This window comes from Noviherbaspirillum aerium (assembly GCF_008929045.1).
GTDB classification, from domain to species: domain Bacteria; phylum Pseudomonadota; class Gammaproteobacteria; order Burkholderiales; family Burkholderiaceae_D; genus Noviherbaspirillum; species Noviherbaspirillum aerium.
Map to the genome: position 1 here is coordinate 196,945 of NZ_VFAH01000003.1, position 26,197 is coordinate 223,141.

Annotated in this window: 22 protein-coding genes and 2 tRNA genes; 9 read left to right on the plus strand and 15 right to left on the minus strand. The window is 59.5% G+C overall.

What is annotated here, in order from left to right; translation table 11 throughout:
- Positions 1–73 precede the first annotated feature (73 nt).
- The 4 genes from FH061_RS06730 to hemC all read right to left on the minus strand — a co-directional run bounded on the left by FH061_RS06730 (position 74) and on the right by hemC (position 4,229).
- Complete coding sequence (locus tag FH061_RS06730) at positions 74–1,267, minus strand: heme biosynthesis protein HemY (RefSeq protein ID WP_151634286.1); 1,194 nt, start codon at positions 1,265–1,267, stop codon at positions 74–76.
- A gap of 2 nt (positions 1,268–1,269) precedes the next feature.
- Positions 1,270–2,418, minus strand: coding sequence for a uroporphyrinogen-III C-methyltransferase (locus FH061_RS06735; protein WP_192804946.1), 1,149 nt, complete (start codon positions 2,416–2,418; stop codon positions 1,270–1,272).
- Positions 2,415–3,197: a uroporphyrinogen-III synthase gene (locus FH061_RS06740; RefSeq protein WP_151634288.1), complete on the minus strand. Its 783-nt coding sequence runs from the start codon at positions 3,195–3,197 to the stop codon at positions 2,415–2,417. Before FH061_RS06740 ends, FH061_RS06735 begins: the two co-directional genes overlap by 4 nt.
- Before the next feature lie 81 nt (positions 3,198–3,278).
- Complete coding sequence (hemC, locus tag FH061_RS06745; RefSeq protein WP_151634290.1) at positions 3,279–4,229, minus strand: hydroxymethylbilane synthase; 951 nt, start codon at positions 4,227–4,229, stop codon at positions 3,279–3,281.
- 115 nt (positions 4,230–4,344) lie between these two features.
- Here hemC and ppc point away from each other — a divergent pair, with 115 nt between their 5' ends.
- The 4 genes from ppc (at position 4,345) to FH061_RS06765 (ending at position 11,615) form a co-directional block, all read left to right on the plus strand.
- Positions 4,345–7,203: a phosphoenolpyruvate carboxylase gene (ppc, locus tag FH061_RS06750; RefSeq protein WP_151634292.1), complete on the plus strand. Its 2,859-nt coding sequence runs from the start codon at positions 4,345–4,347 to the stop codon at positions 7,201–7,203.
- A gap of 144 nt (positions 7,204–7,347) precedes the next feature.
- Positions 7,348–8,742 carry an argininosuccinate lyase gene (gene argH, locus FH061_RS06755; protein ID WP_151634294.1) on the plus strand — a complete coding sequence of 465 codons (1,395 nt, stop codon included), beginning with the start codon at positions 7,348–7,350 and terminating at the stop codon, positions 8,740–8,742.
- 555 nt (positions 8,743–9,297) lie between these two features.
- Positions 9,298–9,882 (plus strand): TRAP transporter small permease subunit, encoded by a 585-nt coding sequence (locus tag FH061_RS06760; protein ID WP_151634296.1) that lies wholly within the window; start codon positions 9,298–9,300, stop codon positions 9,880–9,882.
- Positions 9,883–9,899: 17 nt separating this feature from the next.
- Complete coding sequence (locus FH061_RS06765) at positions 9,900–11,615, plus strand: TRAP transporter large permease (protein WP_151634298.1); 1,716 nt, start codon at positions 9,900–9,902, stop codon at positions 11,613–11,615.
- A gap of 275 nt (positions 11,616–11,890) precedes the next feature.
- On the opposite strand, the gene FH061_RS30330 is transcribed toward FH061_RS06765, so the two are convergent.
- The 3 genes from FH061_RS30330 to FH061_RS06775 form a co-directional block, all read right to left on the minus strand.
- Complete coding sequence (locus tag FH061_RS30330; protein WP_192804947.1) at positions 11,891–12,049, minus strand: hypothetical protein; 159 nt, start codon at positions 12,047–12,049, stop codon at positions 11,891–11,893.
- 48 nt (positions 12,050–12,097) lie between these two features.
- The gene (locus tag FH061_RS06770) at positions 12,098–13,177 is read right to left on the minus strand and encodes a TRAP transporter substrate-binding protein (protein ID WP_151634300.1); all 1,080 of its coding nucleotides are present in this window, start codon (positions 13,175–13,177) and stop codon (positions 12,098–12,100) included.
- Positions 13,178–13,408: 231 nt separating this feature from the next.
- Positions 13,409–14,488: a TRAP transporter substrate-binding protein gene (locus FH061_RS06775; protein WP_151634302.1), complete on the minus strand. Its 1,080-nt coding sequence runs from the start codon at positions 14,486–14,488 to the stop codon at positions 13,409–13,411.
- A 514-nt stretch (positions 14,489–15,002) separates the two neighbouring features.
- Here FH061_RS06775 and FH061_RS06780 point away from each other — a divergent pair.
- Positions 15,003–16,343, plus strand: a complete 1,341-nt coding sequence (locus FH061_RS06780; RefSeq protein WP_151634304.1) for a dicarboxylate/amino acid:cation symporter — start codon at positions 15,003–15,005, stop codon at positions 16,341–16,343.
- 151 nt (positions 16,344–16,494) lie between these two features.
- Here FH061_RS06780 and pmbA read toward each other — a convergent pair whose 3' ends face one another.
- Positions 16,495–17,859: a metalloprotease PmbA gene (gene pmbA, locus FH061_RS06785; RefSeq protein ID WP_151634306.1), complete on the minus strand. Its 1,365-nt coding sequence runs from the start codon at positions 17,857–17,859 to the stop codon at positions 16,495–16,497.
- Positions 17,860–17,930: 71 nt separating this feature from the next.
- On the opposite strand from pmbA, the gene yjgA reads away from it, so the two are divergent.
- The 3 genes from yjgA to FH061_RS06800 are packed head-to-tail and all read left to right on the plus strand — an operon-like array spanning position 17,931 to position 19,838.
- Positions 17,931–18,530, plus strand: a complete 600-nt coding sequence (yjgA, locus tag FH061_RS06790; RefSeq protein WP_151634308.1) for a ribosome biogenesis factor YjgA — start codon at positions 17,931–17,933, stop codon at positions 18,528–18,530.
- Positions 18,508–19,125 (plus strand): molybdopterin adenylyltransferase, encoded by a 618-nt coding sequence (mog, locus tag FH061_RS06795; protein ID WP_151634310.1) that lies wholly within the window; start codon positions 18,508–18,510, stop codon positions 19,123–19,125. Before yjgA ends, mog begins: the two co-directional genes overlap by 23 nt.
- Before the next feature lie 41 nt (positions 19,126–19,166).
- Entirely contained in the window at positions 19,167–19,838 is a 672-nt protein-coding gene (locus FH061_RS06800) for an alpha/beta hydrolase (protein ID WP_151634312.1), read from the plus strand.
- Positions 19,839–19,976: 138 nt separating this feature from the next.
- On the opposite strand, the gene purU is transcribed toward FH061_RS06800, so the two are convergent.
- Together purU and FH061_RS06810 are read right to left on the minus strand one after the other, a co-directional pair.
- Positions 19,977–20,846, minus strand: a complete 870-nt coding sequence (purU, locus tag FH061_RS06805; RefSeq protein ID WP_151634314.1) for a formyltetrahydrofolate deformylase — start codon at positions 20,844–20,846, stop codon at positions 19,977–19,979.
- Between the two features lie 456 nt (positions 20,847–21,302).
- Positions 21,303–21,848, minus strand: a complete 546-nt coding sequence (locus FH061_RS06810) for a bactofilin family protein (protein ID WP_151634316.1) — start codon at positions 21,846–21,848, stop codon at positions 21,303–21,305.
- 298 nt (positions 21,849–22,146) lie between these two features.
- Here FH061_RS06810 and FH061_RS06815 point away from each other — a divergent pair, with 298 nt between their 5' ends.
- The gene (locus tag FH061_RS06815; protein WP_151634318.1) at positions 22,147–23,181 is read left to right on the plus strand and encodes an NADP-dependent oxidoreductase; all 1,035 of its coding nucleotides are present in this window, start codon (positions 22,147–22,149) and stop codon (positions 23,179–23,181) included.
- 83 nt (positions 23,182–23,264) lie between these two features.
- Here FH061_RS06815 and FH061_RS30335 read toward each other — a convergent pair whose 3' ends face one another.
- From FH061_RS30335 to FH061_RS06840, 5 genes are all read right to left on the minus strand, one after another.
- A complete protein-coding gene (locus FH061_RS30335; RefSeq protein WP_192804948.1) occupies positions 23,265–23,651 on the minus strand; it encodes a hypothetical protein in 387 nt (128 codons plus the stop codon).
- Positions 23,652–23,805: 154 nt separating this feature from the next.
- Complete coding sequence (locus tag FH061_RS06825) at positions 23,806–24,381, minus strand: elongation factor P (RefSeq protein WP_151634320.1); 576 nt, start codon at positions 24,379–24,381, stop codon at positions 23,806–23,808.
- 129 nt (positions 24,382–24,510) lie between these two features.
- Entirely contained in the window at positions 24,511–25,707 is a 1,197-nt protein-coding gene (earP, locus tag FH061_RS06830) for an elongation factor P maturation arginine rhamnosyltransferase EarP (RefSeq protein WP_151634322.1), read from the minus strand.
- A 223-nt stretch (positions 25,708–25,930) separates the two neighbouring features.
- Positions 25,931–26,006: transfer RNA gene (locus tag FH061_RS06835), tRNA-Glu, on the minus strand.
- A 71-nt stretch (positions 26,007–26,077) separates the two neighbouring features.
- Positions 26,078–26,153: transfer RNA gene (locus tag FH061_RS06840), tRNA-Ala, on the minus strand.
- Positions 26,154–26,197 lie beyond the last annotated feature (44 nt).

Genomic DNA, 26,197 nt, shown 5'->3' on the forward strand with positions numbered 1-26,197 from the left:
ACACCGGGCTGAACAGGGAATCGGAGCTTTGGTGTTCGTTATCTGGGGCCATCCCATGAGACGGCCAGCGAATTTAGAGAATTGTTGCGAGCGCGCATTGCCGGTAATGCGATGCGGCCTGATCCGTCTGATTCAATGCCTCATGCAGCTGCGCCAGCTTGAGATGTGCCTGGCGCACGGTATCCATATCGATGGCTTGTGAAAGCGACTGCTCCAGGTGCCGCTGTGCCTTGCCCCAGAGCTTCTGGCGCAGGCAAAGCGTGCCGAGCGTCAGTGCGAGTTCGGGATCGGTCGGATGCGCCTTCGACCATTGCTCGCAATGTTCAATCTGCGCCAGCAATGCTGCCGACCCTTCCGCCGCGGCCGAGTCGCCGTAGACGCGCACCAGCCGTTCGTCCCAGTCGATGGCGAGCGCCTTCTCCACCACGCTGCGCGCTTCATCATGCAAGCCCTTGGCATTGAATGCCTTGGCGGCTCGGACAGCGACATATGGCTGCAAGCGATCCTCCGCCGGTATTGCCGACCATACGCGGCGAATCGATTCCGCATCATGCGCCTGGGTCGACAGCAGATCCTCGTAGGCCAGTTCGCGCAAGCGACGCGACAGCGCAGGATGCAAGGCATTGCGCTTGTCGAGCAGGCGTACGAGACGGAGCACTTCCGGCCAGTCCTTGGCACGCTGGTTGGCTTTCAAGGCCAGTCGCAGCGCATGAATATGGCGCGTGCCGCTCGAGTTGAGCTCGCGCACCGCTTCCAGCGCGGAAGCAGGATCGTGCTCATCGGTCGACAATTCGATCGCGGTCATGAGGCGAGCGGTTTTCAGCGCCGGATCCTGAACCCGTGACAGCCAGGCATCGCGCCGTTCGGTCTGGTTCATGCGATGGGTGGCGCGCGCTGCGATCAATGCCGACAGACCGGCGTTTTCCTCGGACTCGGAAGCGCGAGAGGCAGCTTTCTCCGCATGCCCGAAGCGGCCCTCAAACAGCGCCTTGAGAGAGTCGCGCAGCGCACGGTTTCCCTCGCGTTCCCGCTTCTCCCGCCGATAGGCGGCAACCCGCTGCGGCATCTGCTGGGTGCTGCGTATCGCGTTCATGATCGTATACAGCACCATGAACAATGCCAGCGCCAGCGCCAGGAACAGGTTGAGCGACATGTCAATCCGGTATGGCGGGTAAAAGAACACCACGTTACCGGGGTTGAAACGCGCGCCCACCGCCAGCCCGATGGCGACCGCGAACAGGATGACGATCGTGATGAAGACGCGCATTGTTATGGTTTGGCCTTGTAGTTGCGCACCGCGTTCAGGCTATCCGCCAGCGTCGGCATTTCGATTGAGAGGTTGCTTGCCTGGACCTGGCGCAGCAGCGCCTGGGTGGTCTGGGTCTGCTTCGCGCGGGTATCGAAGAATCTGGCAATGGAATCCTGCGCGCCGATCAGGTCGCTGCGGAATGCGGCCTCATTGCGCGTCAGCAGGGCGAGACGGGCATTGAGCAGGCGCAGCTTCAGGTTTTCGCGAGCGTAGTAAGACTGGCTCGGCGACAGCAGCAGCGCGTCGGGGCTGTCGACGTGGCGCACCTGAATCAGCTGGCGGACTTCGCTCCACATTTCGCTGGTCCAGCTGTTCCAGACGTTTTCCAGGGAGGCGATCCAGTCCGTGCCGCCATTCCCGCCCGCGGATGTACCGGAGGCCTGCTGCGTGCGGCGCGAAGTCCTCGGCTGGCTTGCGCTGACCACCGGCTTCTCGTCGGACAGGAGCGGCATCGAGTCGATCTGTCCGATGATGCTGTCGAGGCGCAAAGCGATGCCCGTCAGGTCGACGGCCGGCAGGGCCTTGAGTCGCTCCAGGTCCTTCGCGATGGCGCGCCGTATCACGATGAACTGCGGCTTGTCGGAACGCGACAGGCGATTATCCGCATTCTGCAAGGCGATCACGGCGCCCTGCACGTTCCCCGCCAGCTGCAATTGCTGGCTGGCGGTCGACAATACCTGTTCGATCTCGGCCAGCGCCCAGTCGTCGCGGTTGCGGTTCAGTTCCTGGTAGAGCTGTTCGAGCGCAAGCTGCTGGCTCTGCGATTCGGTCTGCCTGCTTTCCAGGACATTGACCTTGGCCTGCAGCTCCCTGATCGTATCCTGCGAGGATTTGGCCATCACGCGGGTTTCGGTGGCGAGGCTGTCGCCGGTCTTCAGGCGCAGCGCCAATTCTTCGCGCAGGCCGCTGATCTCGCGCTGGCTGGCCCACCACTGGGCAAGCAGCAGCAAGGCCAAACCGCCGAGACCGGCGAAGACCAGCTTGCGGACCTGCTCCACCCTGGCAGCACTGTCGCCGCGCACGGGCGCAGGCTGCATGACCACGTCGGGTCTGGCAGTTGAATTCGTCGATGCGGAGGCCCCGCTGTCGGAGGATGGCAATTCGTTCATGCTCGGAATTGTAACGCGGCTATAAGCTGATCGTCGCCGGAACCTGTCTCGACGACATGGAGAAAACCGAGCGCATGCGCGGTTTCGGCGATGCGGACATGCGGCACGTAGATATTTTGCTGTTGCATTTTAACCACTCCTTCTTCGCCCATTGATTCGCCGACAAGCTTCAGAAGAATGCGCAGGGCTTCGGAGCTGGTGATCAGCCAGTCGGCCGCATGCATCACGAGAGACCGCAGCTGCTGCCTTGCCGCCTCGTCAAGGCGCGGCGCGGTGCGCCGGTAGGCGGCAAGCTGTTCGACCTCGACTCCTTGCGCGCGCAGGGCATCGGCAAGCAGTTCGCGGCCGCTCTCGCCGCGTACGATCAGCACGCGCCTGCCGCGCAAGGCCTCGATATCAAGGACTTCCAGCAGGGTCTGCGAATCGGTGCGGCGAGCGTCTCTTGGACTGAGGATGCTGCGGTTGGCGGATGTAATGCCATGTTCGGCAAGCGCGGCCTTGCTGCCTTCGCCCATCACGGCGATGGGCACCTGCGGCGGCCATTCTGCGATATGCCGCATGGCCGCGTTGATGGCGTTCGGGCTGACGAAGGCCACCATCGCATAGCTGTCGAGCGCGCACAGCGTTTTCTTCAGCGCGGTCTCGTCGTCAAGCAGATGGATTTCCAGCAAGGGGAAAATGACCGCATTGCGTCCGGCCCCGGCAACGCGGTGCGCGAGCGGCCCTGCCTGTTCCAGAGGCCGCGTGATAACGACGGGATGGAGCCGCGGGTCGATCATGGCTGGTTCCTGGTGGGATTAACGCCGAAGTTGCGGAGCGCGGTCGGGCCGCAGGCAAGCCGCCGCTCCGGCAATCTTCGTTCAGCCGGCGTCCATGGCCCTGCAGGCGGCAAGAATGTCTTCCGCGCCCTTCGCGCCGAGCGCCGCGGCCACCTGCTGCCCGACGCTTTCCGGCAGCTTGCTGTCGCCGTTCACCTCGGCAGTCGCAATACGCTTGCCGTCCGGCGTGCCCACCATTGCGCGCAGATGCATCGCGCCCTGGCCGTCGACCGTGGCGAACGCGGCCAGCGGAATCTGGCAGCTGCCGCCGAAAACCCGGGATACCATGCGCTCGGCGCGCACCGCTTGTGCCGTCGCCTCATGGTTGAGCGGCGCCAGCAGTTCCATCAGGTCGTCGCGCCCTGCAAGCACTTCGATGGCCATGGCGCCCTGTCCGGGCGCCGGCAGGCTTTGCTCGGGCTCGATCAGGGCGCGGATGCGCTGCGGCAGTCCAAGGCGCTTCAGGCCGGCGGCGGCAAGGATGATTGCGGCATACTCGCCCCGGTCGAGCTTGCCGAGACGGGTATCGAGATTGCCGCGCAGCGGCCGGATGACCAGCCCTGGATAACGGGCCGCGATCAGTGCCTGGCGACGCAGGCTGCTGGTGCCGACCACGGCGCCGTCCGGCAGTTCGTCGAGGGAGGCATAATCGTTCGACACGAAGGCGTCGCGCGGGTCCTCGCGCTCAAGAATGGCGGCCAGGGAAAAGCCGTCGGGCAGTTCCATCGGCACGTCCTTGAGCGAGTGCACTGCCAGGTCCGCGCGGCGCTCCTCCATCGCCACTTCCAGTTCCTTGACGAACAAGCCTTTGCCGCCGACCTTGGACAGGGTGCGGTCCAGTATCTGGTCCCCCTTGGTGGTCATGCCCAGAATTTCGATGCTGCACTGCGGATATAATGCCGACAGCTTTGCTCTGACATATTCGGCCTGCCACATGGCGAGACGGCTCTCGCGGGAGGCGATCACTAACTTGGACGGAGGGGAAACTTTCACGACGGGCTCTTTCAATTCATAGGCGCTGGCCTGACCAGCGCGCAGATTTTAGCATGCACATGCAGGCAAACCCGCGGCGAACAGCCGGTATCCTTCTCTCAGACAAGTATTCAACATGGCAAGACAAGCGAATATCCCGGCGAGTCCGGCAAAGCAGGCAATCGACAAGGACGCGCCGTTGAAGGAAGACATCCGCCTGCTCGGACGTCTCCTCGGCAACGTGCTGCGCGAACAGGAAGGCGACGCCGTCTTCCAGGTCGTCGAGACGGTGCGGCAGACCGCGGTGCGCTTCCGGCGCGAATCGGATGCCCAATCCGGCACCGAACTCAACCGCATGCTGAAAAAGCTCACCCGCGACCAGACGGTATCGGTCGTGCGCGCCTTCTCCTATTTCTCCCATCTGGCCAACATTGCCGAGGACCAGCACCATAACCGCCGCCGCCGTGCCCATCTGCTGGCCGGCTCAGCCCCGCAGCGCGGCAGCATTGCCTGGGCCCTGGCCCGTCTCGACGATGCCGGCATTCCCGGATCTGCCGTGCGCGGCTTCTTCAAGGAAGCCCTGATTTCACCGGTCCTGACTGCCCATCCCACCGAAGTGCAGCGCAAGAGCATCCTGGATGCAGAACGTGAAATCGCCCGGCTGCTGGCCGAACGCGACCTGCCGCTGACCGCGCGGGAACTGGCGCGCAACACGCAGCTGCTGCATGCCTGCGTGGCAACGCTGTGGCAGACAAGGATGCTGCGCTATACCAAGCTCACCGTTGCGGACGAGATCGATAACGCGCTGTCTTATTACCGGATCACTTTCCTGCGCGAACTGCCCGGCCTGTACGACGATATCGAAGCCGAGATCGCGGCCCAGTTCCCGCAGCGGCATGTCGCGGAGCGCGAACTGCCGGCCTTCGTCCAGATGGGCAGCTGGATCGGCGGCGACCGCGACGGCAATCCGAACGTCAACGCCGGCACGATGAAGCATGCCCTGGTCCGCCAGTCGACGGCGATCTTCGATTTCTACCTCGATGAAGTGCATGCGCTTGGCGCCGAGCTGTCGGTGTCGACGCTCCTGGTCGGCGTCAGCGAGGAATTGCAGGCGCTGGCCGGCAAGTCGCCCGATCAGTCTTCGCACCGGATGGATGAACCCTACCGCCGCGCCCTGATCGGCCTGTATTCCCGCCTCGCAGCAACCGCGCGCTCGCTCGGCGCGGCGCATGTGCTGCGCCAGGAAGTCGGCGGCGCCGCGCCCTACTCGATGCCGGCCGAATTCACCGCGGACCTGCAGGTGATTGCGGATTCGCTCCGCAGCCATCACGGCGGCGCGCTCATCAAGCCCCGGCTGGCGGCGCTCAAGCGCGCCTCGGAGATTTTCGGTTTTCATCTTGCCACGCTCGACTTGCGGCAGAGTTCGGACGTGCATGAACGAGTGCTCGCGGAATTGTTCTCGCGCGCGCAAATGGCGCCGGACTATGCCGGCCTTTCGGAAGACGCCAAGGTCGAGCTGCTGCTGGAAGAACTGGGCAAGCCGCGCCTGCTCTATTCGCCCTATCTCGACTATACGGAAGAAACCGTCTCGGAACTCGCCGTCTTCCGCACCGCGCGCGAAGTGCGCGAACGTTACGGCCAGCGTGCCATCCGCAACTACATCATTTCCCATACCGAAACGGTGTCGGATCTGCTGGAAGTCCTGCTGCTGCAGAAGGAGACCGGCCTGCTGCACGGTGCCTGGCAAGGCGCATCGAAGGCGCCCGCGACTCCCTGGATGGAATTGATGGTGATTCCGCTGTTCGAGACCATCCCCGACCTGCGCTGCGCGGCCGACATCATGCAGCGCTTCATGGCGATTCCCCAGGTGCGCAGCCTGATTACGCAGCAGGGCGAACTGCAGGAAGTCATGCTGGGCTATTCCGACTCCAACAAGGATGGCGGCTTCCTCACCTCGAACTGGGAGCTTTACAAGGCGGAGACCCGCCTGATCGAGCTGTTCGACAATGCCGGCGTCAAGCTGCGCCTCTTCCATGGCCGCGGCGGCACCGTGGGCCGCGGCGGCGGACCAAGCTATGAAGCGATCCTGGCGCAGCCGGCCGGCACGGTCAACGGCCAGATCCGCCTGACCGAACAGGGCGAAATCATTGCCTCCAAGTTTTCCAATGCCGAGATCGGCAGGCGCAACCTGGAGCTGCTGGTCGCGGCGACGCTAGAGGCCAGCCTGATGCCGAGCGAATCCGCCGGCAGGCAGGCACGCAAGCAGGCGGTGTTCGAAGAGGTGATGGAGGAATTGTCGGACCGCGCCTATCGCGCCTACCGCAACCTCGTCTACGACACGCCCGGCTTCACCGACTACTTCTTCGCCGCCACGCCGATCGCCGAAATCGCCGAACTCAACATCGGATCGCGCCCGGCTTCGCGCAAGGCCAGCCGGCGCATCGAAGACCTGCGCGCCATTCCCTGGGGCTTCTCCTGGGGACAGTGCCGGCTGCTGCTGCCGGGCTGGTACGGCTTCGGCAGCGCGGTGGACGCCTGGCTCAACGACAGCGAAGACGGCAAGGAGCAGAAACGCCGCATCAACCTGCTGCGCACCATGGTCAAGGAATGGCCCTTCTTCGCCACCCTGCTGTCGAACATGGACATGGTGCTGGCGAAGACCGATCTCGCGGTCGCATCGCGCTATGCCGAACTGGTTGGCGACAAGCGCCTGCGCAACAGCATCTTCAAGCGCATCGTCGGCGAGCACGAGAGAACCGTTGCCAGCCTCGGCGCGATCACCGGCGCGAAGGATCGCCTGGCAGGCAACCCGCTGCTGGCGCGCTCGATCAAGAACCGCTTTGCCTATCTTGATCCGCTGAATCATTTGCAGGTGGAACTGATCAAGCGGCACCGTTCCGCCGCGGCGGACGGCCGTACTACCGATGAACGCGTGCGGCGCGGCATTCATCTGTCGATCAACGGGATCGCGGCCGGCCTGCGCAACACCGGCTGATCCCGACGCCTGCGTGGACGGCGGGTCTTGATGCGGCCCGCACGCCCCGCGCTCGGAGTCGCATCGGCGTCGCATCGGCGTCGCATTGAGCGGCATGGGCGCCGGCGCTTGTTTTATAATCACGGATTCTCCGGGACTCACATCATGACAGCACAACTTTCCAAAAAGGGCGAGGCCTGGTCGGCACGCTTTTCAGAACCGGTCTCCGACCTGGTCAAACGTTACACCGCATCGGTATTCTTCGACAAGCGCATGGCCGACGCCGACATCCAGGGCTCTCTCGCCCATGCGGAAATGCTGTCGCACCAGGGCATCATCAGCGCCGACGACTACGCCGCCATCCAGCGCGGCATGGCGCAGATCCAGTCCGAGATCGCTTCCGGCCAGTTCGAATGGCTGCTCGACCTGGAAGATGTCCACCTGAACATCGAGAAACGCCTGACCGAACTGGTCGGCGATGCCGGCAAGCGACTGCATACCGGCCGCTCGCGCAACGACCAGGTGGCGACCGACATCCGCCTCTACCTGCGTTCCGCGATCGACGACATCGCCGGACTGCTGCGCGACCTGCGCCTGGCGCTGCTCGATCTGGCCGAACAGCATGCCGACACCATCCTGCCGGGTTTCACCCACATGCAGGTGGCCCAGCCGATCACCTTCGGCCATCACATGCTGGCCTATGTGGAAATGTTCAATCGCGATGCCGAACGCATGGCGGACTGCCGCAAGAGGGTCAACCGCCTGCCGCTGGGCGCCGCCGCGCTGGCGGGAACCACCTTCCCGATCGACCGCGAACGCGTGGCCAGGACGCTGGGCTTCGATGACGTCTGCCGCAATTCGCTGGATGCGGTGTCGGACCGCGACTTCGCCATCGAATTCTGTGCCGCCGCCGCACTCGTGATGACGCATATCTCCCGCATGTCGGAAGAACTGGTGATCTGGATGAGCCCGCGCGTCGGCTTCATCGACATCGCCGACCGCTTCTGCACCGGCTCGTCGATCATGCCCCAGAAGAAGAATCCGGACGTGCCCGAACTCGCCCGCGGCAAGACCGGCCGCGTCAACGGCCATCTGATCGGCCTGCTGACGCTGATGAAGGGCCAGCCGCTGGCCTACAACAAGGACAACCAAGAAGACAAGGAGCCCTTGTTCGACACGGTCGACACCCTGACCGATACGCTGCGCATCTTCGCCGACATGGCGCGCGGCATCACCGTCAAGCCGGATGCCATGCGCGCCGCCGCACTGCAGGGTTATGCCACGGCAACCGATCTGGCGGACTATCTGGTGAAGAAGGGATTGCCTTTCCGCGATGCGCACGAAGCGGTCGCCCATGCGGTGCGGGCCTGCGAGCAGCGCGGCTGCGACCTGACCGACCTCAGCCTGGATGAGCTGCGCGCATTCTCCGGCCTGATCGATGCCGACGTATTCGGCGTGCTGACTCTCGAAGGTTCAGTCGCGGCCCGCAATCATATCGGCGGTACCGCGCCCGCGCAGGTCCGCGCTGCAATTGCGCATGTCCGCAATCTGCTCGGCTGACCGGACGCCGACGTCGTAAGCTGCCGGCCGTATCGGCGGTGCTTCGCAGTGGCTGCGACGCACCGCCCCTGCCACTACTGATGCCACCGTTGTCAACCAGCCGCAGTCGCAATGCTTGATGACGGCTTGGCATGTACCCTCATCGTAAAATCAATATAAGCTGGCAGTTGCGTTAGCAAAGTGCCAGGAAAGCGCTCCGAAACTGCTTTCACATGCCGTCAAGAGCGGCTCGCCGCAAATCAGGATCGAGTCCGCGCAAACGCTCCATCCCGTATTCCATGCCTTTCTCCCGCCTTGCCCTCCTCGGCTCAGTAATACCACGTAGGCACTTCTACTCGAAAAGTGAAAAAAACCTGCGGCTTTTGCCTGGCTGCATGAAAAGTATTGTGCAGGCCAGCGTGAGGTGTTCGTTTGCAAGTTGAAATGACATATACTGCCCGAGCCTAAAAAGCAGCCTTACTTTTCGCTACAAATTGCACATTCGCGCGACGCGGACCGTACCAATAAAAACTATGCGGCCGGCAGCAATGATTTTTCATTCACGGAGACAAAATCATGTCTTTTTTACTCTCGTTATCGAGATTCATTGATACCCTCAATGAAAAAATAGGGAGCGGCATCAGCTGGGCCCTTCTCGTTTCGGTACTGATCTGCACCGGCAATGCTCTTGTCCGTTACGCCTTCAATACCAGTTCGAACGCCTGGCTGGAAATCCAGTGGTATCTGTTTGCAGCGATCTTCCTGCTTGCCACCTCGTACACGCTGCGCCGTAACGAGCACGTCCGCATCGACGTGATCTCCGGCCTTTTTTCCAAGAGAACCCAGGTCTGGCTAGATGTCTTCGGCTTCCTGGTATTCCTGCTGCCGATGACGCTGATCATCTTGTACTATGCGATTCCCTACGCATGGCTCTCGATCCAGAACCAGGAAGTGTCGAGCAATGCCGGCGGCCTTATCATCTGGCCGGCCAAGCTCCTCATCCCTGTCGGATTCCTGCTGCTGACTCTTCAAGGCATCTCCGAACTGATCAAGCGCATCGGCTTCCTGCGCGGCGTGGTTGACGCTAGCGCCTTCGAGAAGCATGGAAGCACGCCCCAGGAAGAAATCGAGGCGATCAAAGCCGCAAACAAACTCAACTGATCGTCGGAGACACATAAATGGAGCAGTTTCTTATCGCAAACATGGCGCCGATCATGTTCGGCGCCTTGGTGGTATTTCTCCTATCGGGCTTCCCGGTAGCTTTCGCGCTGGCGGCCAACGGCCTCTTCTTCGGCTTGCTCGGGATCGAACTCGGCTTGCTGAAACCTGAACTGATGCAGGCTCTGCCTAACCGAATCTTCGGCATCATGGCCAACGACACATTGCTGGCGATCCCTTTCTTCACCTTCATGGGCCTCATTCTAGAACGTTCCGGGATGGCCGAAGATCTGCTCGACACCATAGGCCAGCTGTTCGGCCCGATTCGCGGCGGTGTCGCCTATGCGGTCATCTTTGTCGGTGCGCTGCTCGCGGCAACAACCGGCGTGGTCGCGGCTTCGGTAATTTCGATGGGCCTGATCTCATTGCCCGTGATGCTCCGCTACGGCTATGACAAGCGGATCGCCACAGGCGTCATTGCGGCCTCGGGCACCCTGGCACAGATTATTCCGCCTTCGCTGGTGCTGATCGTGATGGCCGACCAGCTCGGCCGCTCCGTCGGCGACATGTACAAAGCGGCTTTTGTCCCCGGCCTCTTGCTCACCGCAATGTATGCCGGCTATGTGGCAGCGGTATCGATCTTCAAGCCGCACTTCGTTCCCGCACTGCCGCCTGAAGCCCGCAACCTGCGCGAGCCGAACGGCAACAGCGGCGTGGTCTCCCTGCTGGCGCTTCTTGTCCTTGCCGTAGGCGCGTCGTTCGCGTTCGCCTCTTACTATGGCGCCAGGCATCCGAATGCGGCTGGCGACGAGGTCGGCATCTATTCGGCAGCTGTTGGCATCGCTATCGCCTTTGCTCTCGCACTGATCAATCGCACCCTCAAACTCGGCATGCTCTCGCGCATGGCCGAAAAAGTCGTGTTCGTGCTGATTCCTCCGCTGGCCCTCATCTTCCTGGTGCTGGGTACCATCTTCGTCGGTATCGCAACACCAACCGAAGGCGGCGGCATGGGCGCATTCGGCGCACTGGTTCTCGCCATGCTGAACCGTCGCCTGTCCTGGTCGCTGATGAAGCAAGCGATGGACTCCACTACACGACTGTCCTGCTTCGTGCTGTTCATCCTGATTGGATCCAGCGTGTTCGGCCTGACTTTCCGCGCAGTCAATGGTGACTTGTGGGTCGAGCACCTGCTGACATCGCTGCCAGGCGGAACAATGGGCTTCCTGATCGTAGTCAACCTGCTTTTCTTTGGCCTCGCGTTCTTCCTCGATTTCTTCGAACTGGCCTTCATCCTGGTACCGCTGGTCGGTCCGGTTGCGGAAAAGCTTGGCATTGACTTGATCTGGTTCGGCGTCCTGCTTGGCGTGAACATGCAGACATCGTTCATGCATCCCCCGTTTGGTTTTGCCCTCTTCTATCTGCGGTCGGTCGCGCCGAAAGAGGTCAAGACGTCCGATATTTATTGGGGCTCCGTGCCTTTCGTGCTAATTCAGATCATCATGGTGACCTTGATCATCGCCTTCCCGGACATCGTTTCGATTGCGGAAAAGACCGATATGAAAGAACAGATCGAACTGAGGATCGATATTCCTACGCAGGAATCGCCTGATAGCGGAACTGAAAGCAACGCCCCCAACCTGAACTTCTCGACCGAAGAAAACAAGGAAGGCGGCAGCGGCAGCAATAGCAGCGAAGAACCGCAACTGAACTTCTCGACCGATACGGAAAAGAAGTAAATATTCCGTACACAATCACTGCCCCGCATGGTTAGCCCAGCGGGGCTTTTTATTGAACTGCTCAAACCTCTGGCTTAAAGAACATTCTGCTCAAGTCATGCGCCGCCGCGAACCGTCAGGGCGTTTCAGGCTTGCCTCTATTACTGAGGCCGGAACATTTGCCCATGGTAGGGCGTTGTGCTGGCACGCAGAGTGTTCCTTGCCATGACCGGGGGTGCCGAGCCCGCCATGTCCCGTTACCACGCCTTGTCCTGGGGACAAATCTTTTGGGATCATCAGTCTGGTCGGGACGAATGCGCTCCAAGGTAAGGGATGACGCCCCCTTGCAGTTGCAATTCAATTTTTGAGCGGCTGGAGCAAGCCCGAACAAGGCAACGGAAGAAGAAGAAGAAGAAGAAGAAGAAGAAAGAAAAGCCGCTTTCACGCAGGGGCATGAAAGCGGCTGAAGATGAAGCTTGCGGTGCTGCAAGCTGAATACGGTTTTACTTGCGGCTGGTCATGAAATTCTGCAGCGGCACTTCCGCCACCGAGAACCACTGGTTCTGATCACGCTGGAAGCGCTTGTATGGCTCCCAGATCTTATTGAACTTGGCATTCTTCGATGCTTCTTCTTCCATCGTGGTCATAGCGGCCTTGTAGGAGGCTTCCATGATTTCCTTGGAGAAGAAACGCAGCTTGGCGCCGTTCTTGATCAAGCGGGCCAGTGCGGCCGGGTTCTTCGCATCGTATTCGGCCTGCATGGTGACATGCGCCTCGTAGGAAGCGGCCTCGATCGCATACTGGTATTCCTTCGGCAGCTTCTCCCACTCCTTGATGCCGATGTAGAAGGACAGCTGCGCGCCGGCTTCCCACCAGCCCGGAGCATAGTAGTAGGGTGCGACCTTGTAGAAGCCGAGCTTTTCATCGTCATAAGGCGTGGTCCATTCGACCGCGTCCAGCGTACCCTTTTCCAGTGCCGGATAGATGTCGGCACCGGCCAGCTGCTGCGGTACGAGACCCAGAGGCGCCATGACTTTGCCGGCGAAGGCGCTGATGCGCATCTTCAGGCCCTTGATGTCATTGAGGGTCTTGATCTCCTTGCGGAACCAGCCGCCCATCTGGGCACCGGTGTTACCGCCGAGGAAATTGATGACACCGTAGTCCTTGTAGAACTCGCGCAGCAGGTCGCGGCCGCCGCCCTGGTCGAACCATGCGGTCTGCTGGCGGGAGTTCATGCCGAACGGAACCGCGCAGTCGAAGGCGAATGTCGGGTCCTTGCCGAAATAGTAATACGGAGCAGTATGACCCATTTCCACGGTGCCGTTCTGTACCGCATCGACGACTTGCAGCGCCGGAACGATTTCGCCGCCGGCAAACACGCGGATATTCATCTTGCCGCCTGTCAGCTGCGCTACGCGCTTGCTGAAGACTTCGGCGGTGCCGAACAAAGTATCGAGAGATTTGGGAAAGCTGGAGGCCAGACGCCAGTTAATGGTCGGCTGAGTCTGGGCAAGTGCCGGGGCTGCCATCGCGCCGACGGTGGCGCCTACCGCTGCTTTTTTTAGAAAGGAACGACGTTCCATGTTGTCTCCTGTTGGATGATGCATCAAACATGACGTGGCCAAACAATGCACACTGTCGCTACGGAATTTCACGCTGGTACTGACCGTACCAAGCCACCCCGAAGCATGCCATAAAAACCTTGTTTAGGCTCCGGGCGCACTTACCGAAATGCAAGAATTTTAAATAAAAAAACCCGCAGCATGCCGGCTGCGGGTTTGCCATGGCATTTTTGCCACGACGAAAATGCCATGTTACTTCCGGGTGATCATGAAGTTCTGCAGCGGGACCTCGGCAACCGAGAACCACTGGTTCTGATCCTGGCGGAAACGCTTCCAGGGTTCATAGACCTTCTTGAACTTGGCGTTCTTGGCGGCTTCTTCTTCCATGACTTCATTGGTCGCCTTGTAGCAGGCTTCCATGATCTCCTTGGAGAACTGACGCAGCTTGACGCCGTTCTTCAGCAGGCGGGCGAGCGCGGCCGGATTGCGCGCGTCGTATTCGGCCTGCATGGTGACGTGTGACTCGTAGGACGCCGCCTCGACAGCCGCCTGGTATTCCTTCGGCAGCTTTTCCCATTCCTTGATGCCGACATAGAAGGAAACCTGCAGACCGGCTTCCCACCAGCCCGGAGTGTAGTAGAACGGAGCCACCTTGTTGAAGCCCAGCTTTTCATCATCGTACGGACCGATCCATTCGGCGGCGTCAATGGTGCCTTTTTCGAGAGCGGGATAGATGTCGCCGCCGGCGATCTGCTGCGGCACGAGGCCAAGCTTTTGCATCACGCGGCCGGCAAAGCCGCCGATACGCATTTTCAGGCCGTTCAGATCCTGCACCGTCTTGACTTCCTTGCGGAACCAGCCGCCCATCTGTGCGCCGGTGTTGCCGCCCATGAAGTTGATGATGCCGTAGTCCTTGAAGAACTCGCGAGTCAGGTCGCGACCGCCGCCCTGGTCCCACCATGCGGTCTGCTGGCGGGAGTTGAGGCCGAAAGGCACCACGCCGTCAAAGGCGAATGTCGGATCCTTGCCGAAGTAGTAGTAGGAAGCGCTATGGCCGATTTCCACTGTGCCAGCCTGCACCGCGTCCATGACTTGCAGCGCGGGGACGATCTCGCCGCCGGCAAATACGCGGATGTTGAACTTGCCGCCCGTGAGCTGCGATACGCGCTTGGAAAATGTCTCGGCTGCGCCGTAAATTGTGTCCAGCGACTTGGGGAAGCTGGATGCGAGACGCCAGTTGATGGTCGGCTGGGATTGTGCCAGCGCTGGCGCGGCTACCGCTCCGACGGATGCGCCGACAGCGGCTTTTTTTATAAACGAACGACGTTCCATTTAGTCTCCTGGTGGATGGAATATTCGGTTGATTCCTGATTGGGTTCCTTGCCTGGCGGATAGCCTGGCTGCGAGCCTAGCGATTCTAGGTGATCAAATACGCCGGGTGCAATACTAAACCGACATGGAAGTGTGTGCGCTTAAGTACTAATACTGAGAAGGACTTGCGGCTGTTGCAAAACCGGCGGGAAGCCGCATGCCGACATGAAAATCACCCATGCATTCCTGCTTTGGCATGCGATGAATAATTTCGAACAGCAGCCGCATTAATTTTCACGTCTGCAGGCGAGCGCCGAGGGCAGGCATGATGCCTGATGCCCATGCCGCACGAAGCGCCGCAGCGCTCGTCCTGTCCAGCATGCCGTGCGGGATATCCACAATTGTAAGACCCCTGTAAGAAACAGCACAATCGCGGCCTAGCTTTCGGCTCGCCTCATCTCCTCATGCCACAACGGACAACACTACCGTGTCATCTGCGAGCCGCTTCCGCACTCACCCTCCCGCGTGAATTCAAATGCAAAAAAAACCTTTCTATCATTCGCTGTATGTTCAAGTGCTGACCGCCATCGTTATCGGCGTCCTGCTCGGTCATTTCTATCCCGCGCTGGGCGCCGACATGAAGCCGCTCGGCGATGGCTTCATCAAGCTCATCAAGATGATCATTGCACCGATCATTTTCTGTACGGTGGTCGTCGGCATTGCGGGCATGGAGGACATGAAACAGGTCGGCAAGACCGGCGGCCTGGCACTGCTCTACTTCGAGATCGTCAGCACCATCGCCCTGGTGGTCGGCCTTGTCATCGTCAATCTCGTTCAACCGGGAAGCGGCATGCATGTCGATCCCAATTCGCTCGACACCAAGGGCATTGCTGCCTATACCGGTCCGGGCAAGATGCAGTCGACCACCGACTTCCTGCTCAACGTCATTCCCAACAGCGTAGTCGATGCCTTCGCCAAGGGCGACATTCTGCAGGTGCTGCTGTTCTCGGTATTGTTCGGCTTCGCATTGCACAAGTTCGGCGGCCGCGGGACGTTCGTGTTCGACTTCATCGAAAAGCTTTCCCATGTCTTGTTCGGCATTGTCGGCATCGTGATGAAGTTTGCGCCGATCGGCGCCTTCGGCGCGATGGCATTCACCATCGGCAAGTACGGTGTCGGATCCCTGCTGTCCCTCGGCAAGCTGATGGCGACCTTCTATCTGACTTGCGTGATCTTCGTCTTCCTGGTGCTCGGCCTGATTGCAAGGCTCCACGGCTTCTCGATCTGGAAATTCATCAAGTACATCAAGGAAGAACTGTTCATCGTTCTCGGCACATCCTCATCCGAATCCGTCCTGCCGCGCATGATGGCCAAGCTTGAAAACCTTGGCGTGCGCAAGTCGGTGGTTGGCCTCGTGATTCCGACCGGTTACTCGTTCAATCTCGACGGCACGTCTATCTATTTGACAATGGCCGCGGTCTTCATTGCGCAGGCCACCGACACGCCAATGACGCTGACGCAGCAGCTGACCCTGCTCGCCGTACTGCTGCTGACCTCGAAAGGAGCCGCGGGCATTACCGGAAGCGGATTCATCGTTCTCGCGGCGACCTTGTCGGCCGTGGGCGGCGTGCCTGTCGCGGGCTTGGCCCTGATTCTCGGCATCGATCGTTTCATGTCCGAAGCGCGTGCGCTGACCAACCTGATCGGCAATGGCGTGGCAACCGTCGTGGTGGGCAAGTGGACCGGCGACGTCGACATGGCCCAACTGCACAAGCATCTCAATCAGGAAACCGACGAGGAAGCCAACGCACCCGAACAGGTTCTTGATCAGCAGCCGGCCATGCAGTTGAATACCGCACACAAGCCGACTGCATGAGGTGACGCATGCGCCCCCGGAGGCATGATGCGCCGGGCGCCCGCGGACACCGCTAAAACGATTGAAACGACTCAAAAGAAGAGGCCATGGGCAGCGATCACTGCCCATGGCCTCTTTCATTTCTTTAATGTCGCGCGTTTCTTGAAACGTCTCAGCTTCCCGCCACAGTCATGTTGGCGATCAGGATGGAACCGGTCTCCCTGGTTCCGCGCACCAGGGTATCGGCACCCACCGCCACGATCTGCTGGAACATTTCCTTGAGGTTGCCCGCGATCGTGATCTCCTCGACCGGATACTGGATCACGCCGTTCTCTACCCAATAACCGGACGCGCCGCGAGAATAATCGCCTGTCACGTAATTCACTCCCTGCCCCATCAATTCCGTGACCAGCAGGCCGGTATCGAGCTTGCGCAGCATGGCATTGAAATCGTCGCCTGGCGTCGTGAGCGAGGAAGTGAAGTAGAGATTATGCGAACCGCCGGAATTGCCGGTGGTCTGCATTCCCAGCTTGCGCGCCGAATACGTGGACAGGAAGTATCCCTGCACGACGCCGTCCCTGACGACATCGCGCCGGACGGTCTTCACCCCTTCCTCATCGAACGGCGACGATCCGACGGCGCCGAGGACGTGCGGATCCTCCAGCACCTGGATATGCGGAGCGAAGACCCGCTGGCCCATCGAATCGATCAGGAAGCTGGACTTGCGGTACAGCGCGCCGCCGGAAATCGCCTGGACGAATGCGCCGACCAGTCCGGCCGCGAGCGGCGCCTCGAACAGGACCGGGCATTTGCGCGTATCAAGCTTGCGGGCATTCAGGCGCGCCAGCGCGCGTTCTGCCGCATACCGTCCGATATCCTCGGGACGGGCCAGTTTTGCAGGGTCGCGGGACGAGGTGTACCAGTCGTCGCGCTGCATGTTGGCGCCCTTGCCTGCAATCGGCGCCACCGAGATCGTATGGCGGGAATAAGGATAGCCGCCGATGAATCCGCGTGAATTGGCCGAGATGAAATGCGACTGCTGCGCATAGACGCTGGCGCCCTCGCTGTTGGTGATGCGCTTGTCGACCGCAAAGGCAGCGGCCTCGCAGCGCTTGGCCAGTTCGACCGCCTCCTCTGTGCCGATATTCCAGGGATAGAACAGTTGCAGGTCGCGCGGCTGCATCTCCAGCATGTCTTCATCCGGCAGGCCGGCGCAGTCATCCTCCGCGGTGAAGCGGGCGATGTTGTAAGCCGCGTCGACCGTATCCTTGAGCGATTGCGGCGAGAAGTCGGAAGTGCTGGCATTGCCGCGGCGGACATGTCCGGCCTCGCCCAAATAAACCGTGACGCCGATTCCCTTGTCCTTGTTCTGCTCGATGGTTTCGATATTGCCCTTGCGCACCGAGACCGACAGACCGCTACCTTCGCTGATCTCCACCACCGCGTCAGAAGCACCTTTTTCCCTGGCGAAACGCAGGACGTCTTCGGCAAGCTGCTTCAGTTGATCGTGGCTATGGGTAAAGTCGGAGGTGCTCATGGGCGTTTTTTTTGGAGTTCGTTTTAAAACAGTTATCATATCAGTCGTTTACAGAATGGCTCTGATTCATCATGGTTAATCCCAATAGAGGTGCGGTCGGCTTCAAGTCGAGCGAATTTGAACAACAGTACGATCGCCCTTCCAAATCCCAGCTCAAGCGCGAGTCGACAGCGCTCCAGGTTCTGGGCGAAGAACTGGTTTCCCAACCCAAGGAACGCGTCATGCGCGTACCGATGCCGGAAGACGTGCGGGAAGCGATTCTCGAATGCCAGAAGATCAAGGATCACGAAGGCCGCCGGCGGCAGATGCAGTTTGTCGGCAAGAAAATGCGCTTGCTCGAAGAGGATGAAATCGCAGCGATACAGAAGGTGATCGATAGCTGGAAAGGCGCTTCCAAGGCAGAGACAGCCGCCATGCACGCACTGGAGAAGCGCCGCGACAAGCTGCTGGCCGACGATAACGCGCTGACGGAATTGAAAGAGCGACATCCTGAGGTGGACGTACAGCAACTCCGTACGTTGATCCGCAATGCCCGCAAGGAGCAGGCGGAAAGCAAACCGCCCAAGGCCTATCGCGAAATCTTCCAGATCCTCAAGCAATTGCAAGCCTCCGGCGCTGCAGCGGCGCCTTCGGCTGAAGAGAATGACGATGACGGCACGGACCAGGAATAATCCCGATGAGTTGCTGATCGGTCTGGTGTCGGTCTCCGACCGGGCCTCCACCGGCGTCTACGAAGATCAGGGCATCCCGGCACTGCGTGACTGGTTCGCTTCCGCCCTGACAAGTCCATGGAAAATGGAAACCCGCCTCATACCAGATGAGCGGGCACAGATCGAGAAGGCGCTCATCGAGCTGGTGGATGAAACCGGCTGCGATCTCGTGCTGACGACCGGAGGCACGGGTCCGGCACGGCGCGATGTCACGCCGGAAGCCACGTTGGCAGTAGCCACGAAGGAAATGCCGGGATTCGGCGAACAGATGCGCCAGATCAGCCTGCGCTTCGTGCCGACAGCCATCCTTTCCAGGCAAGTGGCGGTGATTCGTGAAACCGCGGATCACGCGGCGCTCATCATGAACCTCCCCGGCCAGCCGAAGTCCATCAGGGAGACGCTGGAAGGCTTGAAGGATGCCGATGGCAAGCAGATCGTGCCCGGCATCTTCGCTGCCGTTCCTTATTGCATCGACCTGATCGGCGGACCGTACATCGAAACGGACGAACAGGTCTGCAAGGCGTTTCGGCCAAAATCCGCCATTCGACAGAAATGAGCATCGCTTCCCTTGGAAGCGGCGACACTTGAGGCAAGCGCATGAGCGACTCCCTATTGGAAACCATTGAAATTGAAACCGCGCCGAATCCTTCCGTTTCCGTGATCTGGCTGCATGGACTGGGTGCCGACGGCAATGATTTCGTGCCCATCGTGCGTGAGCTTGATCTCAATGGATGCCCTCCAATCCGGTTTATCTTCCCCCACGCGCCCACCATGCCGGTGACCGTCAATAACGGTTATGTGATGCGTGCCTGGTACGACATACTCGGACTCGATCTCGGCCAGCGGGAAGACATGGCCGGCCTGCGCAAATCGCAGGCGCGGGTGGAAACCCTGATCGCCAGGGAAAAGGAGCGTGGCATTCCTGCGCATCGCATCATCCTGGCCGGTTTCTCGCAAGGCTGCGCGATGACTTTGCAAACCGGGCTGCGTCATCCTGAAAAGCTTGCCGGGCTGCTCTGCCTGTCGGGGTATCTTCCCCTGAACCAGTCGGTGCCGGCTGAGCGCAACAGCGCCAACCACGACACGCCCATCTTCCTGGTCCACGGCCGCAACGATCCCGTGATTCCGATCGCCCTGGCTGAAAAGTCGCGCGACATCCTGAAGTCGCTTGGCTACAACGTGGAATGGCATGAATACATGATGCCTCACTCGATATGCCAGGAGGAAGTCGATGATATCGGTGCCTGGCTCAGACGCATTCTTGGCTGATCTGACCAGCCGAATCAATCAAGCCGACAAGCTCTTTCAAGGCGACCGGCATCGCATGTGAAAACGGCGGCTCCGCAGGATGCGGAACCGCCGTTATTCATTGCCGGCTATGCGGCGGAAACGCGTTGTGTTGTCAGGTTATTTGAAAACGACCGTCTTGTGCCCGTTGAGCAGGATGCGGTGCTCGACGAACCACTTCACCGCGCGCGCCAGTACGACGCACTCCACATCGCGCCCGATCGCTGTCAGCGTATCCGGCTCCATCGAGTGATCAACCCGCTCCACATCCTGTTCAATGATCGGGCCTTCGTCCAGATCGCTGGTCACGAAGTGCGCTGTCGCACCGATCAGTTTCACGCCGCGCTCATGCGCCTGGTAATAGGGCTTGGCACCTTTGAAACTTGGCAGGAATGAATGGTGAATGTTAATCGCCTTGCCCCGCAATGCGTCGCACAGCTGCGGGGAAAGAATCTGCATGTAGCGCGCAAGCACGACGAGGTCGATGTCGTTGGCTCTAACGATCTCGAGAATCTTTTCTTCCTGCGCACGCTTGGCTTCAGGAGAAGCGCCGGTCGCCAGGGGCAGGTGATGGAATGGAATGTTGTAGCTCGCGGAAAGCTGATAGAAGTCCGTATGATTGGAAACAATGGCCGGAATCTCCACCGGCAGCAGACCGCTCTTGTATCGGAACAGCAGATCGTTCAGGCAATGTCCGATCTTCGATACCATCAGCATCATGCGCGGCTTCTTGTGGGCGTCATTCAACTGCGCGTTCATGTTCAGTTCTTCCGCCACTGCGGCAAAGTCCGCTCGCAGCTTGGCATCGCTGACCGAGTTATCTTCCGCGGCGAAATGGACACGCATGAAAAACAGCTGCGACTGCGCATCGCCGAACTGCGCGGAGTCAATGATGTTGCAGCCATGCTCGGCCAAAAATCCTGACACGCGATGCACAATGCCGCGGTGGTCGGGACAGGACAAGGTAAGAATGTATTCCGGGTGCGTCATGATGGAGTTTTGATAAAGCCTGCAAACCTAGGTCCGTTATTGTCGCACGGCTTTGCTAAACGCAACGCAGCGGATTGCCTGAAACGCGAGGATTTGACCTCGACTATTTTTCAAAATTGCTCACTGAGTGAAATGAAAGCTGCCCGCTCGCCGGGGCCGCACCCTGCAAGACCAATCTCGGAGGTTCACCGAAGTGCCCCGGTGGCCACCAGCAAAGCATCGATTGCCGCCTGCATTGGAAATCGAACGCAGCAAAACAAAAACCCGGAACGCAGCGCGTATCCGGGTCATGTCTCGTTTACATTTAGAGCCTGTCGGCTTCGCTCGTCAACCGGACGCGCATCGCATGCCGGTCCGTCATACTGGGTGGGCAAACTGTTTCGTCAGCGCGGGTACTCCAAGCAGTGACGGCTTGCCCTTGAACTGCAGTCCGCTTCCTCTTGCGAGAATTTGCGCTTAGCCTACCTTGGCGACGGTCAGGTTCTTCGCGGCGCTGTTGGTGCCCACTTGAATATCGCCCGACAACTGGCCGCCTTCTTCAATGACAACCTTGCCATAACGGACGGTGCCGGTAACCTTGCCGGTCGAGTAGATCACCAGTTTCTGGCGCACGGTCAGGTCGCCGTCGAATTCGCCATGGATTTCAGCGATATCGATCTCGGCGGAACCCTTGAACGCACCGCGCTCGGCGATCTGGATCACGCGGGAATCGATAGTGGCTTCAACGCGGCCTTCAACGACGAGCGTGTCGCAATCGGTGATTTCGACGCCCTTGAGCTTGATATTCGGGCCGACGATCAACTTGCTGCCGCCTTCATTGTTGGTGCTGCTGGTAACGTTGTTCTCGACATTGGATGTCGTGGAACCCGATGTGCCGCTAACGGTGGAAACGGTCTTGCTAAGGCCCGACGTGCCGGTCGGGACGATGCCACTGGCCGTGTTCAGGGGAGAGTTTCCAGTGTTGGCATCGCGTTTGCCAAAGAGCGTTTCGGAACGAAGCATGTGAACTCCTAAAAAATCTGTATGGTTAGAACGTGAGGGTTGCGATGTTATGGGAGCGCCATGGCATTCCCAGCGCGTCGTGAACGAGGCAACACAAAATTTGCGTAGGCGCTAAGGGAAAAAGAGCCCTTGACTCCACCTCCCCACCTCTTGAACCGCAGCAATGTTGCGGCTCCTCACTTGGTCAGCATGCTAGCGGGAAAGTTCAAAAGGAATTCTGTCTGTTACACTTTATAAAAAAGAACGACCGTTCATTTCGAGTTATAGTACTGCCACCCTGTTAAACAAAGGAGACATCATGACTGCCACCGCTCTCGTCAACCAGCAAATTCGCCTCGCAGCACGCCCTGTCGGCCTGCCAAAACCGACGGACTGGAAGTCCGTGTCAGAACCGGTCCGCGAACTTGCAGAAGGCGAAATCCTGATCAAGACGATCTACCTGTCGCTCGATCCGGCAATGCGCGGATGGATGAATGAAGGCAAATCCTATATCCGCCCGGTGGCAATCGACGAGGTCATGCGCGCCGGCGGCGTCGGCAAGGTCATCGCATCGAGGTCACCGAAGTTTGCGGTGGGCGATTATGTTTCCGGCACGGTCGGCGTCCAGCAATACTGGATCGGTGCTGCCGACGACAAGGCCGGCGCCTTCCACAAGGTCGACCCGGCCATGGCGCCGCTGCCCAAATACCTGAATGCCCTTGGCATGCCGGGCATGACGGCCTACTTCGGCCTGCTCGATGTCGGACAGCCCCAGCCTGGCCAGACGGTCGTGGTATCGGGTGCCGCCGGCGCCGTGGGCCAGACGGTAGGACAGGTCGCAAAGCACAAGGGATGCCGTGTCGTCGGTATTGCGGGCGGACAGGACAAATGTGATTTTGTCGTCAAGGAATTGGGATTCGATGCGTGCATCGATTACAAGAACGGCTCGGTGCGCGATGGCTTGAAAGCGCATTGCCCGAATGGCGTCGATGTTTATTTCGATAATGTCGGCGGCGAGATTCTCGATCACGTCCTGGCCAAGCTGGCGATGCGGGCCCGCATCGTCATCTGCGGCGCGATTTCACAATACAACAATACAACGCCCGTCAAAGGTCCTGCCAACTACATGTCGCTGCTGGTGAATCGCGCCCGCATGGAAGGCATGGTGGTGTTCGATTATGCGGACCGCTACCATCTCGCCGTCGCGGAAATGGGCAAATGGATGAAGGAAGGCACCTTCAAGACGCGCGAAGACATCGTGTCAGGACTCGACAAATTCCCCGAGGCCCTGCTGATGCTGTTCGAAGGTAAGAATTTCGGCAAACTGATTCTGCAAGTCGCCGACGAGGAATAAGCCGGGTTCGCTTACCTGATTCATTCCCCGATGCACAATTCCATGCCGCCCTTTCCACATCTGGAAAGGGCGTTTTCAATTGTTCAACGCATCGGGCGGCACTGGCGCAGTTCGCACCTGGCGAGGAAGGGTTTGCCATTCTCGCATTGCATGCGATAGACCTCTACCGGCCCCTTCTCGGTCATCAAGCCTGCACCCCCGCTGCCGATGCAGCCATGTTCCTTCGCAAGCCGCTCGACCGTTGCGGAAGAAACGCCCGACTTGAATTCGACCTTCTGCACGGTGACAGGACCGGCTTCATCCTGGACCTGCACCCGGCTTCCATTCGCGTCGAGTCTTGCGTCCCGCTTGGCAGGTGTTGAAGAGGCCGCCGGTGCAGAGGTGTCCTTGCCGGAAGAAGTGGGGAAAGAGGAACAGCCGGCCAATGCGATGGCGGCAACCAGGGACAGGATGGAGATGGAGTGTGTCATGGATGCTTCTCGTTGATCGGAACGCCTGTTTATACCTTGAAGCGCAATGCGGGTAAAGCGCTGACGGGGCAAAAAAAAACGCCGCACGTATCGTGCGGCGTTTTGTCTTTTTGGCGTCGGGTCAGCCTCGCCGAACCCGATCGGCCGCAACAACTTAGTTGCGGACCACGCGCTTGTACTCGTTGGTACGGGTATCGATTTCAATCACGTCGCCCTGGCTGACGAACAGCGGCACCTGGACGGTGAAGCGCTTGGACTCGATGGCGTTTTCGATCTGGGCATCCTTCAGCACGTTGCCGGAGGTGTTGCCCTTGACTGCCGGCTCCGAGTACACGATTTCGCGTGCGATCGTGATGGGCAGTTCAACGGAGATCGCCTTGCCGTCATAGAAAACGGCTTCGCACTCCATGCCGTCCTTCAAATAATTCAGCGCATCGCCCAGGTTCTCTTCTTCGATTTCGTACTGGTTGTACTCTTCATCCATGAAGACATACAGGGGATCGGCGAAATACGAATAGGTGACGGGCTTCTTGTCGAGGACGACAACGTCGAACTTGTCGTCGCCGCGGAAGACGTTTTCCAGCGGAGCATTCGTCAGGAGATTCTTCATCTTCCACTTGTAGGTGAAGCCTGTACGGCTCGAACCATTGACGTCGGAACGCAGTACGATGAAAGGCTTGCCGTCCACCATGATGATATTGCCAACACGAACTTCTTTTGCAGGTTTCATAGAGAATATACGTAAAAAATAAATTGCATAAAAACCATCTGCGGCCTCATGGGACCAACGGCGCCTTCAGCATATGTCAAACGCGTACTTGGAAATAAGCGTTCCGACAGGCTATAAATTAACCGCGCATTATACCTTCTTTTGCTCGGCTGCCGACTTAATGGAACAGACGAAATTCAGCAGGTTTGAGGCGAGGTCGCCGTGCGCGCGGATGCCGCGCGTCCACTCCTCTCCTGCACGACCGATGTCGGGCATGTCGCTCCTGAACGCCTGCCAAAGCCGGGCCCAGTCTTCCTTGCTGCCGGCGTCCGCCGCCCATGCGCCGTTCCAGCGCAAGGAGAATTCCGTGACACTGCCGCCGGCGGGCTGATAACGCTGCAGGAAGGCGCGCAGCTTCTTGTGATGCAGATTCTTATCCTGAGGATAGATATGCCAGACAAAGGGCTTGCCCGCCCACTGCGCGCGGACAAAGGAGTCTTCCCCTCTCACGAAATTGAGATCGCACGCCCATAGCAATTTGTCATAGTCCTCTTGAGGAATGAAGGGAAGTACCCGCAAGGTGAGCGCATTGCGAGTGCATGCGGCGCCGGGTACGGACCTCTCCCCGAGGAATTCCTCCACGGCCTCGATGGCGACGCCTTCGGGCACCAGGCATGTGACCGGCACGTCGCCGCTGCGCCATGTCTCGAACAGCGCGGACACCGGCGCGTGCGGGTAGCAAAACAGGCTCGTCTTCAGCGAGCCGATTTCCGGTTGCGTCAGTCCAAGCTTTGCAAGGAAATCCGACATGGCAGCCGGATCGGCGTGAAAGCGCTGACGTTGCTCTTCCAGCGAAGCTTCATGAATCAGGCCGCCCGTCTTGTTGGTAAACCCGGGAAAGAAGAAGTATTTCGTCAATGGCAGGCGCGGATGGGGCGACGGCAAGGTATGGCAGCCCTCGACCCACTCTTCCGCGCTTAGCCCTTCCAGATTGAGCCAGACCGGAGGCGGATCGCATTCGGCCATCGCAGTGATGTAGCCGGGAGGGATGTCGCAAGCAAAGAATTCGACAACGATATCGGCGACGTCGCCCGGCATGAACATACTTTCCTGGGTATGCCAATGACGGACTGTCACGCCCTCGATCATCTGCTGCTCGACATCGAGCGCCACACCAGGACAGATCCGTTGAAAGCTGCGCAGATCGTCCACCCATAAGGTGACCGCGATAGCGTGCTCCCGCCGCAACTGCCGCGCAAGACGCCAGCATATGCCGATATCACCGAAGTTATCGACAACCTTGCAAAACAGGGCAAGCGAAGTGGCGGCTCTTTTATCGGGGAACATGGTAATAGGGTGATTTCCGCTCCAGCCGTGCGAGGCGCGGCCTCATGCATCTGAAGAGAGAAAGCAAAGCGGTTGAACGGTTGAACATGAATCGACGATCCGGCATGGCGACGTCACTTGCAGAAAGTCACGCCCTGTTTATTGCATCAAGGACGGATCATACGCAGAAACAGCGGATACACGCGGAAAAGCAAAACGCCACGCAATTGCGTGGCGTTTTATCTGGCGTCTCCACGGGGATTCGAACCCCGGTACTCACCGTGAAAGGGTGATGTCCTAGGCCTCTAGACGATGGAGACAGAAACCTGTCGAACTGCAGCCTATTGTACTTCTTTTCGCATTTCGTCTTACTACCGACTACCTTGTCGCGTGGTGGAGGTAAGCGGGATCGAACCGCTGACCTCTTGCATGCCATGCAAGCGCTCTCCCAGCTGAGCTATACCCCCGTTGCGAAGAAACGAGAGTATAGCAAAGTTTTTTCTCAGCCGTA

Coding starts and splice junctions, on each gene's coding strand:
- FH061_RS06730 (WP_151634286.1), bottom strand. CDS start 1,267: ATGCGCGTCTTCATCACGATCGTCATCCTGTTCGCGGTCGCCATCGGG.
- FH061_RS06735 (WP_192804946.1), bottom strand. CDS start 2,418: ATGAACGAATTGCCATCCTCCGACAGCGGGGCCTCCGCATCGACGAAT.
- FH061_RS06740 (WP_151634288.1), bottom strand. CDS start 3,197: ATGATCGACCCGCGGCTCCATCCCGTCGTTATCACGCGGCCTCTGGAA.
- ppc (WP_151634292.1), top strand. CDS start 4,345: ATGGCAAGACAAGCGAATATCCCGGCGAGTCCGGCAAAGCAGGCAATC.
- argH (WP_151634294.1), top strand. CDS start 7,348: ATGACAGCACAACTTTCCAAAAAGGGCGAGGCCTGGTCGGCACGCTTT.
- FH061_RS06760 (WP_151634296.1), top strand. CDS start 9,298: ATGTCTTTTTTACTCTCGTTATCGAGATTCATTGATACCCTCAATGAA.
- FH061_RS06765 (WP_151634298.1), top strand. CDS start 9,900: ATGGAGCAGTTTCTTATCGCAAACATGGCGCCGATCATGTTCGGCGCC.
- FH061_RS30330 (WP_192804947.1), bottom strand. CDS start 12,049: ATGCCCCTGCGTGAAAGCGGCTTTTCTTTCTTCTTCTTCTTCTTCTTC.
- FH061_RS06770 (WP_151634300.1), bottom strand. CDS start 13,177: ATGGAACGTCGTTCCTTTCTAAAAAAAGCAGCGGTAGGCGCCACCGTC.
- FH061_RS06775 (WP_151634302.1), bottom strand. CDS start 14,488: ATGGAACGTCGTTCGTTTATAAAAAAAGCCGCTGTCGGCGCATCCGTC.
- FH061_RS06780 (WP_151634304.1), top strand. CDS start 15,003: ATGCAAAAAAAACCTTTCTATCATTCGCTGTATGTTCAAGTGCTGACC.
- pmbA (WP_151634306.1), bottom strand. CDS start 17,859: ATGAGCACCTCCGACTTTACCCATAGCCACGATCAACTGAAGCAGCTT.
- yjgA (WP_151634308.1), top strand. CDS start 17,931: ATGGTTAATCCCAATAGAGGTGCGGTCGGCTTCAAGTCGAGCGAATTT.
- mog (WP_151634310.1), top strand. CDS start 18,508: ATGACGGCACGGACCAGGAATAATCCCGATGAGTTGCTGATCGGTCTG.
- FH061_RS06800 (WP_151634312.1), top strand. CDS start 19,167: ATGAGCGACTCCCTATTGGAAACCATTGAAATTGAAACCGCGCCGAAT.
- purU (WP_151634314.1), bottom strand. CDS start 20,846: ATGACGCACCCGGAATACATTCTTACCTTGTCCTGTCCCGACCACCGC.
- FH061_RS06810 (WP_151634316.1), bottom strand. CDS start 21,848: ATGCTTCGTTCCGAAACGCTCTTTGGCAAACGCGATGCCAACACTGGA.
- FH061_RS06815 (WP_151634318.1), top strand. CDS start 22,147: ATGACTGCCACCGCTCTCGTCAACCAGCAAATTCGCCTCGCAGCACGC.
- FH061_RS30335 (WP_192804948.1), bottom strand. CDS start 23,651: ATGACACACTCCATCTCCATCCTGTCCCTGGTTGCCGCCATCGCATTG.
- FH061_RS06825 (WP_151634320.1), bottom strand. CDS start 24,381: ATGAAACCTGCAAAAGAAGTTCGTGTTGGCAATATCATCATGGTGGAC.
- earP (WP_151634322.1), bottom strand. CDS start 25,707: ATGTTCCCCGATAAAAGAGCCGCCACTTCGCTTGCCCTGTTTTGCAAG.